Source organism: Thermoleptolyngbya sp. PKUAC-SCTB121, from assembly GCF_016919485.1.
In the GTDB taxonomy this organism is placed as follows: domain Bacteria; phylum Cyanobacteriota; class Cyanobacteriia; order Elainellales; family Elainellaceae; genus Thermoleptolyngbya; species Thermoleptolyngbya sichuanensis.
Genome location: NZ_CP070366.1, coordinates 4193320 through 4206364, shown reverse-complemented (window position 1 = coordinate 4206364; position 13045 = coordinate 4193320). Strand labels below are relative to the sequence as shown.

12 protein-coding genes are annotated in these 13045 nt (G+C 56.7%); 5 read left to right on the top strand and 7 right to left on the bottom strand.

Annotated features, from left to right (window positions below):
- Positions 1 to 41 precede the first annotated feature (41 nt).
- Entirely contained in the window at positions 42 to 1367 is a 1326-nt protein-coding gene (locus tag JTM80_RS17220; protein ID WP_205369930.1) for an FAD-binding oxidoreductase, read from the bottom strand.
- 566 nt (positions 1368 to 1933) lie between these two features.
- Here JTM80_RS17220 and JTM80_RS17215 point away from each other — a divergent pair.
- Positions 1934 to 4129, top strand: coding sequence for a GAF domain-containing sensor histidine kinase (locus JTM80_RS17215; RefSeq protein ID WP_205369929.1), 2196 nt, complete (start codon positions 1934 to 1936; stop codon positions 4127 to 4129).
- Positions 4130 to 4217: 88 nt separating this feature from the next.
- Here the strand turns inward: JTM80_RS17215 and JTM80_RS17210 are convergent, their stop codons facing one another.
- The 3 genes from JTM80_RS17210 to pyrH form a co-directional block, all read right to left on the bottom strand.
- Positions 4218 to 5345: a geranylgeranyl reductase family protein gene (locus tag JTM80_RS17210; protein WP_205369928.1), complete on the bottom strand. Its 1128-nt coding sequence runs from the start codon at positions 5343 to 5345 to the stop codon at positions 4218 to 4220.
- A 168-nt stretch (positions 5346 to 5513) separates the two neighbouring features.
- Positions 5514 to 6062, bottom strand: coding sequence for a ribosome recycling factor (frr, locus tag JTM80_RS17205; protein ID WP_172358127.1), 549 nt, complete (start codon positions 6060 to 6062; stop codon positions 5514 to 5516).
- Complete coding sequence (gene pyrH / locus JTM80_RS17200) at positions 6049 to 6777, bottom strand: UMP kinase (protein ID WP_172359061.1); 729 nt, start codon at positions 6775 to 6777, stop codon at positions 6049 to 6051. Before pyrH ends, frr begins: the two co-directional genes overlap by 14 nt.
- A gap of 267 nt (positions 6778 to 7044) precedes the next feature.
- Here pyrH and JTM80_RS17195 point away from each other — a divergent pair, with 267 nt between their 5' ends.
- Entirely contained in the window at positions 7045 to 7536 is a 492-nt protein-coding gene (locus JTM80_RS17195; protein ID WP_205369926.1) for a glutathione peroxidase, read from the top strand.
- Positions 7537 to 7623: 87 nt separating this feature from the next.
- On the opposite strand, the gene JTM80_RS17190 is transcribed toward JTM80_RS17195, so the two are convergent.
- Positions 7624 to 8175: a thioredoxin family protein gene (locus JTM80_RS17190; protein WP_172358125.1), complete on the bottom strand. Its 552-nt coding sequence runs from the start codon at positions 8173 to 8175 to the stop codon at positions 7624 to 7626.
- A 248-nt stretch (positions 8176 to 8423) separates the two neighbouring features.
- Here JTM80_RS17190 and JTM80_RS17185 point away from each other — a divergent pair, with 248 nt between their 5' ends.
- From JTM80_RS17185 to ctpC, 3 genes are all read left to right on the top strand, one after another.
- Complete coding sequence (locus JTM80_RS17185; protein ID WP_205369924.1) at positions 8424 to 9218, top strand: glutathione S-transferase family protein; 795 nt, start codon at positions 8424 to 8426, stop codon at positions 9216 to 9218.
- A 280-nt stretch (positions 9219 to 9498) separates the two neighbouring features.
- Positions 9499 to 10728 (top strand): (E)-4-hydroxy-3-methylbut-2-enyl-diphosphate synthase, encoded by a 1230-nt coding sequence (gene ispG, locus JTM80_RS17180; RefSeq protein ID WP_205369922.1) that lies wholly within the window; start codon positions 9499 to 9501, stop codon positions 10726 to 10728.
- A gap of 234 nt (positions 10729 to 10962) precedes the next feature.
- Positions 10963 to 12252 carry a carboxyl-terminal processing protease CtpC gene (gene ctpC / locus JTM80_RS17175; protein ID WP_205369919.1) on the top strand — a complete coding sequence of 430 codons (1290 nt, stop codon included), beginning with the start codon at positions 10963 to 10965 and terminating at the stop codon, positions 12250 to 12252.
- Between the two features lie 80 nt (positions 12253 to 12332).
- Here the strand turns inward: ctpC and JTM80_RS17170 are convergent, their stop codons facing one another.
- Positions 12333 to 12578 (bottom strand): DDE transposase family protein, encoded by a 246-nt coding sequence (locus JTM80_RS17170; RefSeq protein ID WP_172358122.1) that lies wholly within the window; start codon positions 12576 to 12578, stop codon positions 12333 to 12335.
- Positions 12579 to 12783: 205 nt separating this feature from the next.
- Positions 12784 to 12936 (bottom strand): isochorismate synthase, encoded by a 153-nt coding sequence (locus tag JTM80_RS17165; protein WP_068509430.1) that lies wholly within the window; start codon positions 12934 to 12936, stop codon positions 12784 to 12786.
- Positions 12937 to 13045: the final 109 nt, after the last annotated feature.

The following is a 13045-nucleotide window of genomic DNA, read 5'->3' as shown; positions in this document are numbered from 1 at the left end:
CTCCAATATCTCCTGCCCGCTTACCAGCATTTCCCGCCCGCTTACCAGGCATCCTGCAAGCTATATAGACTAAACATCCCCCGCAGATACCACGGGCGCAGGTAGGGCAGCGGGAAGCGGCGGAGAGGCTGGCGGAAGGGGGTTGCCAGATCGGTTTCTGAAATCTTGCCGATTAGCAGATGGGCGATCGCCCGGCCGCTCCAGGTGGCGGTGGCCACGCCGTTGCCGTGATAGGCCAGCGCATAGAAGAGCGTGGGATCATCGGCAAGCTGCCCGACATGGGGCACGAGCGCCCTAGAGCCGCAGAGCAGCCCGCTCCAGTAGTGGGAAATTTCCACGTCGCGCCAGGCGGGGAACATCGTGCCCAGCCGTCGCCCCATCCACTGACGATAGCGGTCGGCTTCTTGCGGGGTGCCCCGTGTGCCGCCCCGCGTCCCCAACAGAAAGCGCCCATCTTTCAGCAGGCGAAAGTAAAACAGCAGATTGCGCGTGTCGTAGATGGGGGTTTCGGTTTTCCAGCCCTGAGCAGCGAGTTCGGCGGCGGTGAGGGGGCGCGTGGTAATGATATTGGAAACGACGGGCAGCAGGCGGCCAGACATGGCCGGGTGGAGGGGGTCTTCGGTGTAGCCGTTGGTCGCGATAATAACTCGCTGGGCCCGCAGGGTTCCCCCTGGCGTGTGCAGCCGATGTCCACGCCCGTCTGTTTCCCAGCGCTGAACGGGGCTATGGGCGTAGACTGCAACGGGTTGCCGCTGGAGGGCGATCGCCAGTCCCCGGCTATATTTCATCGGGTTCAGCCCAAAGCCCACGCCGACATGCAGCGCCCCATGTGCTTCGGGGCTATGGTAGGCCCGTTCGGTCAGTTCCTTGGGCGACCAGAGCTGGCAGGGATAGCCCGCAATGTCGCTAAAAAATTCGTAGGCCGCTTCGAGCGATCGCCATCGGTTGGGGCGATGGGCCACTTCGATCTCGCCGTCCCCCTGCGCGTCTAGGTCAATGCCTTCCTCCTGGGCAATCTGGCACACTAGCTCTGTGCCCTCGCGCTGCTGCCGAAAAAATCGCCCCACTTCCTCGTGCCCAAACTGGTTCAGCAGGGCTTCCGGGTCGAGCCAGGTTGCCCCAACACAGCAAAAGCCGCCATTCCGCCCCGACGCGCCCCAGGCTGGTATTCCCGCCTCCAGCACGCACGCCTCCACGCCCGCCCGCGCCAGGTGCAGCGCCGCCGAGAGTCCCGTGATGCCGCCGCCGATAATCGCCACGTCGCAAGTGCGATCGCCCGCCAGCGCCACCCCTTCCACCGGGTCTACTGTAGTTTCCCAAAAGCTGCCGACAGGACGAGTGCGATCGTAGAGGAACGGGGTATACATAAGATAACGGAGATAACGGAGTGACGGGGTGAGGTGACAGCGGTGACACAGTTGACAGCGGTGACACAGGTGACAGCGGTGACACAGTTGACAGCGGTGACACAGGTGATAGGAGCAGCAAGGTAACGGAGTGCCGGGGTTGATTGAGCCTTATTCCCAGCCTTATTCCTGCACCCCAATTCCCTAAAAGCGTCCCTCCAAAAAAACTGCTATTCTTGTGGATGCTAACCCAGACCATGATATTCGTGTGTTCTTGGCAAACTGAGTGTCGGCTTCGGGGTTCCGATGAAAACTCTGTATCGAGCATTACGAAACTGTCTGGGAGCGCCCTATCTGAGGGATGCTAGCTTGAGATTCACAGGCACTTTGCCACGCAAGCCATCTGAACACTGCTCGATTTGGGATCGCGGTGCTCCCGTGTCAACTCACCTGCGTAATTACCGAAGTCTGATGAGTGTTGGGTACTACGGTAGGGTTTCCAGATTTTGGGCATATTTGCTTCGCTGGACGATCGGCTGCAACGATGTTATGTGCTGAGGAGAGTCCGTGTAGTGAGTCAAGGGAATTTGCCTCAGAATTCGCAGCCTTCGGTTTCAGCACGCCCAGCCAACAAGCATCCCCAAGGATACACAGAGTTGGAGGCGGCGCTGGATCAGGTTGAGCAATTGCTGTCGCGACTGTCGCTAGAGCGCGTTATTGAGGGGGAGGATCGGCAGGAGGATCGGGACGATCGCCCCTCCCGTGATCCATCCCATGATTCATCCAATGCGAAGTCTGCTGGCGACCGATCTTCTAATCCCAAATCTCCTCGTACCGGATCTAGCTCCGATAAATCCACCAGGTCATCTGCTCAGTCTCCTGCGCCAGCCACCTCTCAGGATGCGGGACTGACCGATGCGCTGTTGCAGATTCGTGCCAATTTATCGCGAGTGCTAGATAGCTACGATCATCAGGTTGAGCAAATTCAGCAGCAGTCAGCCCAATCGCACTCGGTTGCCAGCATCACCCAGCGAATTCGTCAGTCGCTTGATCCGGGCGAAATTTTGAACAGCACGGTGATCGAGGTGCAGCAAGCGCTCCAGGCAGACCGGGTGGTGATTCACAGCTTTGAAGATGATGCCGGGTCGGTGATTGTGGCAGAGTCGGTGGTTGCCCCGTGGCCATCGCTGCTGGGAGAGCGGGTTAGTCAGGCGATCGCCGAACAGCGAATTGCCTACTTTCGCCAGGGCCACTACCGGATTGTGGATGACATCGAAACAGGCGACTATTCGCCGGAACTGCTAGAACTCTTCCGGCAACAGCAGACGCGGGCGGTGTTGGTCGCGCCGATCCTGCGGGATGACCAGCTTTTGGGGCTACTGTCGGTGCATCAATGTTCTGGTATCCGCCACTGGCAGCCCCACGAGGTGGATTTGCTGCGCTATCTCAGCGAACAGGTGGCGATCGCCCTCCAACAGTCGCGCCTCTATCAACAGGCGCAGCAGTTGAATGCCGACCTAGAGCAGCAAATCGTGCGCCGCGCCGAGCAGATGGAGCGCGTGCTGAAATACGAATCCATGCTCAAGCGCATTACCGACAAGGTGCGCGACAGCCTCGACGAAAGCCAGATCTTGCAGGCGGCTGTGCAGGAGCTAACGCTGGTGCTGGGGCTGGCGGGCTGCAACTCGGCGCTGTACGACCTAGAGGAAGGCACGTCCACCATCCGCTACGAATATACCCACTCGATTCCCACCTTCTACGGCCGTGTGGCCCAGATGGACGACTCGCCGGATATCTACCACCAGCTCAAGCAGGGGCTGTATTTCCAGTTTTGCTCGCTCTATCCCAACCCCCAGCGGGGACGGGTGTCCATGCTGGCCTGCCCCATTTTTGTCGATGCCAACTCGTCCGAGGGTATGGAGCAGGCCGTGCTAGGCGACCTCTGGCTGATTCACCGCAAAGAGTACGTGTTTAACGAGTTCGAGATTCGCATGGTGCAGCAGGTGGCCAACCAGTGTGCGATCGCCATTCGCCAGGCCCGGCTCTATCAGGCAGCCCAGGCCCAGGTCACGGAACTGGAGCGGCTCAACCAGCTCAAAGATCAGTTCCTCAGCACCGTCTCCCATGAGCTACGCACCCCCATCGCCAACGTCAAAATGGCGATCCACATGCTGAAAACCGCCCCCAGCGAAGAAAAGCAAAAACAGTATCTCAGCATCCTGGAAAGCGAACTGGCGCGAGAGGAAGAACTCATCAACGACCTGCTGGACTTGCAGCGACTAGAAGAATCCGTCTTTCCCATCACCGTCGAGCGCATCGACCCGCCCAACTGGCTGCCCGCCCTGGTGGAACCTTTCCGCACCCGCATCGCCAACTCCCAGCAAACCCTCGAAGTCTCCTGCGCTGAAGATTTGCCGCCGCTGGTGACCGACCCGACCATCCTGCGGCGCATTCTGGCAGAGCTACTGAACAACGCCTGCAAGTATACGCCCAAGGGGCTGAGCATTGCGCTAGACGTATCGCTCCAGCCGCCCACCGAGGAGAACGGGTTCACAGCCTACACCATTTTCCGACTCCAGAATCAGGCCGAAATTCCCAATGCCGACCTGCCCCATATCTTTGAAAAGTTCTATCGCGTCTTGCAAGTCGATCGCTACAAGCACGGCGGCACCGGGCTGGGGCTGGCGCTGGTGCAAAAGCTGGTGGAGCAACTGAGCGGCACGATCAGCGCCGACAGCGCCGACGGCTGGACGAGCTTTACGGTCAAAATTCCGTCTCGCTAGCAGGGCACGGCTGAGCAATCTCTAGTTGAGATTGAGCATTTCTCAGTGGAGAATTTTGCAGTGGAGAATTCTGCCCGTCGAGTCGGCTCTACATTCCTGGGATCAACCCGGCACTGAGGCGTTGAATAGCGCGGTTGGCCACATCGCGATAGCCTAGCTTGCCGCAGAGAATTTGCCCCATCCGCTCCGTGGCAGAGGGACGCTTGATCCCCAGCCGATAGCCCAGGCTGGGAGCCGCGTAGAAAGCATTGGCCAGCCGTTTTGCCCAGATCATTTCCTGGCCCCACTCTTGCTGAATGGTGTGGGTATATCCTTCGAGCGCGTCCAAGTCGCCGCTCAGCGCTGCATGAATTGCCTCCGCCGCCTTCACGCCCGTAAAGATCGAAGGGCGAATCCCTTCGGCTGTCATGGGATCAACCACGCAGGCGGCTTCGCCGACCAGCAGCGCATTTTGAGTATGCAAGGTCTGGTCGCCATCCCACAGGCATAGGGGATGCCCGTGCTGCTCGGTGGTTGCAAAATCGACGTTAAACAGCTTGGAATATTCCGTTAGGATGCGCTTGAAGTCTTGCGCTTCGCCACCGCGAAAGGTGCCAATGCCAATGGAATAGCCGTCTGCCTTGGGAAAGTTCCAGATATAGCCGTTTTTGACCATGCCAAACTCGAAGTGGATGGTCTGGGCATCGGCAATGGGCTGACGGGCCTCCGCCTCCAGCGCACCGCCCAACTTCCGCTTGCGATCGCCAAATCCCAGCCACTTTGCCATGAAGCCCTTTGCTCCGTCAGCGGCGATTAGATAGGTTCCTAGAAACGGGCCCTGAGCGGTGTTGACCCGCCAGCCGTTGCCTCGCCATTCAATACCCGATACGGCGGTACGGTCTTTGAGCATTGCGCCCTGTTCTTGCGCTTTTTTGACCAGGAAATGGTCGAACACGTCGCGCCGCACCATCCAAATCGGCTCTAGGTTTTCAAGCTGAGCCACCACCGGATCGTCCATGTTCCAGGTGTAGCGGAGGGTGTTGACCTTGAGCGAGATCGCCGGGCCAAAGTCAAAATCAAACCATTCGGCCACTTGGGGCGATACGCCGCCGCCGCAGGGTTTGTAGCGGGGCAGGGATTCCTTTTCTAAAAGCAGCACCGAGCGATCGCGCTTTGCCAGGTGATAGGCAGCACTTGCGCCCGCAGGCCCAGCGCCCACGATGATGCAGTCATACATGAACAGGTCACTCCTGAACGCGGGTCACAAACTAAAGGATCAAACGCAGATCAAACCTAGATCACGGCTGAGCGCGATGCCAAAAGCTCGACCCAACCTCGATGCACCGCTCAGAACCCTGATGCAAGCCGGAGGCAAATTTGACGCAAATCTAGCGTAAATCTAACGCTAGACCGTCGTGATATCGGTTTCCTTTTCTTTGAGCAGCGCGTCGATTTTGGCCACGTACTTATCGGTCAGCTTTTGGATGCTGTCTTGCAAATCCAGCGCAGTGTCTTTGGGCAGGTCGCCGTCTTTTTCTTGCTTGCGAACGCTGTCTACAGCATCGCGGCGGATGTTGCGGAGGGCAACTTTGCCTTCTTCGGCGTATTTGGCGGCGATTTTTACCAATTCTTTGCGGCGATCGCTCGTCAGGGGCGGAATATTCAGCCGCACCACGGAACCATCGTTATTCGGCGTTAGCCCCACATCAGACATCTGAATCGCCTTTTCGATCAGGTTCAGCGTGTTCCGGTCATAGGGCTGGATCAAGATGGTGCTGGCATCGGGCGTGCTGATGTTGGCCAGAGACTTCAGCGGTGTAGGCGTACCGTAGTATTCCACCTGCACCTTGTCGAGAATGCTCGCATTTGCCCGTCCTGTGCGGATGGTGTTAAACGACCGCTGAGTGGCCTCAATGGTCTTCTGCATATTGCCTTCAATTTCAGCTAATTCCACAAGAGCCTCCAACAAGTGTGCCAATGGGTTCACCCATCAAGGCGCGGCGAATGTTGCCTTCAACCGCCAGGTTAAACACCATGATAGGGATATTGTTATCTTTGCACAGGGCGATCGCCGTTCCATCCATCACCCGCAGGTCTTTTTCCAGCGCATAGCTGTAGGTCAGCGTTTGGAACCTGCGGGCATCGGGATTCACCTTCGGGTCAGCGTCGTAAATGCCATCTACTTTTGTCGCCTTGAACACGACCTCTGCGCTAATTTCTGCTGCCCGCAGCGCCGCCGTCGTGTCCGTCGTAAAGAAAGGATTACCAGACCCCGCACCAAAAATTACCACTCGCCCCTTTTCCAAATGGCGAATGGCGCGGCGACGAATATACGGCTCTGCCACTTCCTGCATCTCGATCGCCGTCAGCACGCGAGTTTGCACGCCCTTTCGCTCCAGCGAGTCTTGCAGTGTCATCGCGTTCATCACGGTGGCAATCATGCCGATGTAATCCGCCGTTGCCCGATCCATCCCAGCCGCTGCGCCCTTGATGCCGCGAAAAATATTGCCGCCGCCCACCACAACCGCAACTTCTACGCCCGTATTCACCACATCTTTAATCTCTGCACAAATCGCATCTACCACTGCCGGGTCAATCCCATAGGAGAGATCGCCCATCAGTGCCTCGCCGCTGAGCTTTAGCAAAACCCGCCGATACGTATTCCCCATAGGTCGTGACAATTCTCTAGAACTTTAAAATTGTTTCCAACCCAAGATAGCAGTAGACCGGAAAAATCCGTCAGCGCCAAGCGGCCGGTTTGCCACTGGCTCTAGCAGACAGATGGGCATCGCAAAAGAACATCGCAAAAGGGCATCGCAAAAGGGCATCGCAAAAGGGTATCGCGAAGGCCGCAAACCCTGCATTCGACCCCAGGGATTTCGCTAAAATTGTTAAGTAATGTTTCAGAGTCTTCAGATTAATCCTGGGTTAATACTATGACTGCCGCTTCTGCCTCTATCTACGACTTTTCAGCCACCAGCATCGACGGCAAGCCCGTATCGCTCGATGCGTTCAAAGACAAGGTGCTGTTGATTGTGAACACGGCCAGCCAGTGCGGCTTTACGCCCCAATATCAGGGGCTTCAGTCCCTCTACAGCAAATACGCCGATCAGGGCCTGGTGGTACTGGGCTTCCCGTGCAATCAGTTTGGACAGCAGGAACCGGGGACAGCAGATCAAATCCAGGCATTTTGCGAAACCCGGTTTGGGGTGTCGTTCCCGCTATTCCAAAAAGTAGACGTGAACGGCAGCAACGCCCATCCTCTGTTTCAATACCTGACGAAATCTGCCCCCGGTATCTTTGGCACGGAGGCGATTAAGTGGAATTTCACCAAGTTCCTGGTCGATCGCCAGGGCAACGTCGTGAAGCGCTACCCGCCCACCACCAAACCAGAAGATCTGGAGGCTGATATTCAGGCATTGCTGTAGCGCGGTTCCTAATTTCCTAATAATGCTCGGCTAAATAATGATTGGCTAAGGCAAACGATCGGCCACGGCCGACACGGGACGTTCTCGCTATCCTTCTGTCGGCTGTCGCCATTTTACAGAGCAACCGATGGTGTGCGTGTGGGTGTCGGCGATCGCAGTGCCGGAGAGAATGCTGGCGATCGCCTCCCTCAAATAGGCCTTCTGCACCCCGTCGGGATTCTGCGGGCTATCGTCGATCGCCCCGTTATACCGAAGAATCCCTTCGCTATCCAGCAGGTAAATCTCCGGTGTGCGCTCTGCGCCAAAGGCTTCCGCCACCTCTTGCGTCACGTCGCGCAGGTAGGGAAAGTTGATCGCCTGCTCGATGGCAAAGGACTTCATCTTGTCGAAACTATCGTCAGGATAGCGCGTGTCGTCGTTGGGATTGATGCCGATCAACGTCACGCCCTGCCCCTGAAAGTCGTCCTGAATTTGCTTGAGGCGATCAATATACAGCCGCACATAGGGGCAGTGGTTGCACATAAAAACCACGCAAACCGCCCGATGGGATTCAAGATACCGAGCGAGATGATGCACCTCGCCATCTACACCGGGCAGTTCAAAGTCGGGCGCGTAGCTACCAATCGCGGTTCCAGTCATACAGCAAAGAAATTTGCAGAGAAAATTTGCAGGAGACACTAGCCATCATACGCGAATCCTTCAGGGACGCTCATTTGCAAGATGGCCGATTATTTGCCGATGATTTGCAGCCTACTTGCTTTGTAGAGCCGACAGACTCAGGGTATGGTGACTAGGGGCAATCTGAACCACTCGACAACCCAGTTCCCTGCCGCACCCCATTCACACAATCAACCATTTCTCCGCCCTACTCACCGAGGACGCAGGCCATGCTAGAGCTTTATCAATTTGAGCTATCCCACTACTGCGAAAAGATTCGGCTAATTTTGGACTACAAGGGCTTGCCCTATCGCAAGGTGGAAGTGACCCCTGGTGTCGGCCAGCTTGACCTGTTTCGGATGTCCGGCCAGCGCCAAGTGCCCGTGCTGAAAGACGGCTCCACAGCTATTGCCGACTCCACCGAAATTGCCGAGTATCTGGAAAAGACCTATCCCGATCGCCCGATTATTCCCACCGATCCCAAACAGCGCGGGCTGTGTTTGTTAATGGAGCAGTGGGCCGACGAATCCATTGGGCTAAATGCCCGCAAATGCATGATTGGCGCACTGGGCAAAGACCAGAGCTTCCGCCAGTCGTTTCTCCCGAATACGATTCCTGATTTTCTAAAAACAGTCGTTAGCTCTATGCCCAATGAGCTATTCAGCGTGCTGGAACTGGGCGTGGGACTGACCCCGGATGCCATCAAAGCAGCCGAAGCATCCATGAAGCGGGATCTGGCGGCGCTCTGCTTTATCTTGCTCGATCAGCCCTACCTGATCACCGACCATCCCACCCTGGCAGATTTTGCTGTGGCGGGGCTGACGATGTACGTCAAGTTTCCCGATGGCGACTACCTGGATATTCCCCAACCGCTCAAGGGCAAAGGCGTTCCGGGCATTGCCGATGTGGGCACGTTTGCGCCGTTTTTTGAATGGCGCGATCGCCTCTACGCCGACTTCCGCAAAACCGGAACCCCCAGCGCCAGCAGTAGCGCCAACCGCCCCACATCAATTCAGATTGACTAGACGCTAGGGATCGGGGGTCAGGCTTTAGGTTCGACCCCGATCATCCCCTGACACCAAATCCCTGACCTCCATAACCTGTCCATAACCGCCAAACGTGCCCCGTTTATGGCACTCTGGAACGTAGAGCCTTGTTGTAGAGCATTATTTAGTAACGCTCTGAGTGGCTATTAGTAACGCTCTAAGTGGCTCTCATGCTGTTTCGTAGCCGCAGCTTTGGCTCTTCGGATACTCTATCGCCCATCTCGTATTTCATCGCCCATCTCTACTCAGGCCCAAGGGTATGCAAACGCTTCCTAATCCTGTCAACGCGCCCACTGCTCCGTCTGCCCCTGCCGATGCCAACGTAGGCATTGTGCGTCGCAAAACGCGCCCGGTTCCGGTGGGCGACATCACCATCGGCGGCGACTATCCCGTGGCGGTGCAGTCGATGATTAACGAAGACACGCTGGATATTGAGGGTTCCGTTGCGGCAATTCGGCGGCTGCACGAGATTGGCTGCGAAATTGTGCGGGTGACCGTGCCCAGCATGGCCCACGCCAAGGCGATGGAGGAAATCCGCGATCGCCTCTACAAGTCCTACAAGCCCGTGCCACTGGTGGCCGATGTGCATCACAACGGCATGAAAATTGCCCTAGAAGTGGCAAACTATGTGGACAACGTGCGGATCAATCCGGGGCTGTATGTGTTTGAAAAGCCCAAGAGCGATCGCACGGAATACACCAGCGCCGAATTTACTGAAATTGGCGAAAAGATACGCGAAACCCTAGAGCCACTGGTTGTCAAGCTGCGCGACCAAAACAAGTCCATGCGGATTGGCGTGAATCACGGCTCTTTGGCAGAGCGGATGCTATTCACCTACGGCGACACGCCCGAAGGCATGGTCGAGTCGGCGCTAGAGTTCATCCGCATTTGCGAATCGCTGGATTTCTACAACATTGAACTATCGCTGAAAGCCTCTCGCGTACCCGTGATGATTGCTGCCAACCGCCTGATGGTAAAGCGCATGGACGAGCTAGGCATGGACTATCCGCTGCACCTAGGCGTGACGGAAGCCGGGGACGGCGAATACGGCCGCATCAAGTCCACCGCAGGCATCGGCACGCTGCTGGCCGAGGGCATCGGCGACACAATCCGCGTCTCGCTAACGGAAGCCCCGGAGAAGGAGATTCCGGTTTGCTACGGCATCTTGCAGGCGCTGGGGCTGCGGCGGACGATGGTGGAGTATGTTGCCTGCCCGTCTTGTGGACGCACCTTGTTCAACCTGGAAGAGGTGCTGGCCAAGGTTCGCGCTGCTACAAACCACTTGACTGGGTTGAATATCGCCGTGATGGGGTGCATCGTCAACGGACCGGGCGAAATGGCTGATGCCGACTATGGCTATGTGGGCAAGCAGGCAGGCTACATTTCGCTGTATCGGGGACGTGAAGAAATTAAGCGCGTTCCGGAAGATCAGGGTGTGCAGGAGTTAATTAACTTGATCAAGGCAGATGGACGCTGGGTTGAGCCGTAGGGTCTAGAGAGCGATCGCCCTCGTTCCACCCTGGACATCCCAGCCAACGTCGGTGTTGCTCAGTTCCTCACTCTGATTGGGCGAACTTTGACACGCGAACTTTGACACAGGGATTTTCTCGTTAATGCTTCTGTTGCCAATGCTTCTGTGCTTCTGTAATGATTAAGCAGCCCGACTCAAGATGCCTGTGCTAGATTGGGCGTACCCTCGTCGTGACCTTCTCCTCCTATCGCTATGGATATTACAAAACGCGGACTCGTTTTGGGCAGCACGGCATTTGCTGTCGCAGCAATGACCGTTACCGGGGCGGGGATGCACCTGTCCAAAGGCCAAGCGTTCTTTCAAGAAAGCCCAAAGGAGCTAGTTGACGAGGTTTGGCAACTGATCAATCGCACCTACGTCGATGCCACGTTTAATCAGGTGGATTGGCAGTCCGTCCGACAGGAGTATTTAGGGCGAAACTACACAAGCCGCGAAGAAGCCTACACCGCTATCCGCGAAATGCTGGAGCTATTGGGTGATCCCTACACGCGATTTATGAACCCGGCGGAGTTTCGGGATATGCAGGTGGATACGTCGGGCGAACTGACGGGGGTCGGCATCCAGCTTTCCCAAGACGAAGAAACCAAGGAACTGGTGGTTGTTGCGCCGATTGAAGACACGCCTGCGTCTCAAGCTGGCATTCTGGCTAGAGATGTCATTACCAAAATCAACGATCAGACGACTGAGGGCATGGATGTGAACCAGGCGGTGTCCTTGATTCGTGGCCCGGTCGGCACCGAGGTTACGCTTACCATTCGTCGGGGCGATCAGGAGCTAGAGTTCAAGCTGCAACGGGCCCGGATCGAGCTACATCCAGTTAGGTACTCTCTGCAAGACTCCTCGCTGGGCAAGGTCGGCTATATCCGCCTCAACCAGTTCAGCGCCAACGCCTCAGAAGAAATGAAAGAGGCAATTCAAGATCTAGAGCAGCAGCAGGCAACGGGCTACGTGCTGGATCTGCGCTCCAATCCAGGCGGGCTGCTCTATGCCAGCATCGACATTGCCCGCATGTGGCTAAATGAAGGCGTGATCGTGTCTACCGTAGACCGCCAGGGCATTGCAGAACAGGAGCGGGCCAACGGCAGCGCTCTGACAGATAAGCCGCTCGTGGTGCTGGTGGATGGCGGTTCGGCTAGCGCCAGCGAGATTTTGTCGGGTGCGCTGCAAGACAATGGTCGCGCGGTGCTGGTGGGAACGCAGACGTTTGGCAAGGGGCTGGTGCAGTCGGTGCGGGGGCTGGGCGATGGCTCTGGGCTGGCGGTGACGGTTGCCAAATATCTGACTCCAAGCGGGCGCGATATTAACAAGCAGGGGATCGAACCCAACGTGCTGGTCGAGTTGACCGACGAACAGCGGGAAACCCTCAGCCAAAACCGGGATCAAATCGGTACGCTGGCTGATCCGCAATATGCGCGGGCACTGGAGGCCCTGCGGCAGGAAATTGCGGCCCATCGGCAGCGCCGAGCCGAATCGCTGCCCTAGTGCGACGCTTTGCGCTCCAAACTATTTCAACTACTCGATTTCAACTACTCGATCCAGCGATCCATTCGATCTGACTATTTTTAGCGCGGCAGGCATTTTCCAGCGCGAATCAGCCCCACCCGACGGGCGATCGCCTCGCTTTGGGGCGCAAACGGCCCCCACTGCTGGATTTCGGTATCTTCTGCGGTCTGCGACGGGCTGGCAAGTTCGGGGTTCAGATCAGCCGCAGCCACGATATCGCAGTGGCCTTCGGGCTGCTTGACGATGTACCAGTCGGTAGGAGCATTGGTTGATCCATTCGTCGCTTCGTGGGTCGATGCATTCATAGGGGCGATGGCTTGTGGGGTAGAGCAAAATGCAGGGAGGGGCGATCGCCTGCGATCGCTTCGTGGCGCTTCAATCCTAGCAGCGTCCCTACAAAAATCCCCCCTTAGCCAATAACAGCATAGAGGAGGAATTTTTCGATTAGTCAACCGATTGATTAGCCAGCCGGATTCGTTCAGAAATGACAGTCGGCGAATGATCTAGCGGCTATTTAGTGGATTCTACGCGCTCAGACAGCGGATCACCTTCGTAGGGCTGCACGCCCGTTTTGGGATATTCGTCTCGGTCAGGGCTGAAAATCTCCGATGCTCCTTCGGTAAGGAATTGAATTGCCTGTCCAATGACCTTAAAAAGATTCATATACGCTGGCCTCAGCAACGAGTGAACGAGGAGCGAGTCACCTGGATAGAGCGGAAATCAAAAGGAAATATAAACTATCCTTAACTTGCCCCACTTCAATCATAGGAAA

What these genes read in the sequence shown, in the direction of transcription:
- JTM80_RS17210 (WP_205369928.1), bottom strand. Translation starts at nt 5,345, where the DNA reads ATGTATGACTGCATCATCGTGGGCGCTGGGCCTGCGGGCGCAAGTGCT.
- JTM80_RS17190 (WP_172358125.1), bottom strand. Translation starts at nt 8,175, where the DNA reads ATGACTGGAACCGCGATTGGTAGCTACGCGCCCGACTTTGAACTGCCC.
- JTM80_RS17170 (WP_172358122.1), bottom strand. Translation starts at nt 12,578, where the DNA reads ATGAATGCATCGACCCACGAAGCGACGAATGGATCAACCAATGCTCCT.
- JTM80_RS17185 (WP_205369924.1), top strand. Translation starts at nt 8,424, where the DNA reads ATGCTAGAGCTTTATCAATTTGAGCTATCCCACTACTGCGAAAAGATT.
- pyrH (WP_172359061.1), bottom strand. Translation starts at nt 6,777, where the DNA reads ATGGGGAATACGTATCGGCGGGTTTTGCTAAAGCTCAGCGGCGAGGCA.
- JTM80_RS17220 (WP_205369930.1), bottom strand. Translation starts at nt 1,367, where the DNA reads ATGTATACCCCGTTCCTCTACGATCGCACTCGTCCTGTCGGCAGCTTT.
- ispG (WP_205369922.1), top strand. Translation starts at nt 9,499, where the DNA reads ATGCAAACGCTTCCTAATCCTGTCAACGCGCCCACTGCTCCGTCTGCC.
- ctpC (WP_205369919.1), top strand. Translation starts at nt 10,963, where the DNA reads ATGGATATTACAAAACGCGGACTCGTTTTGGGCAGCACGGCATTTGCT.
- JTM80_RS17195 (WP_205369926.1), top strand. Translation starts at nt 7,045, where the DNA reads ATGACTGCCGCTTCTGCCTCTATCTACGACTTTTCAGCCACCAGCATC.
- JTM80_RS17165 (WP_068509430.1), bottom strand. Translation starts at nt 12,936, where the DNA reads ATGAATCTTTTTAAGGTCATTGGACAGGCAATTCAATTCCTTACCGAA.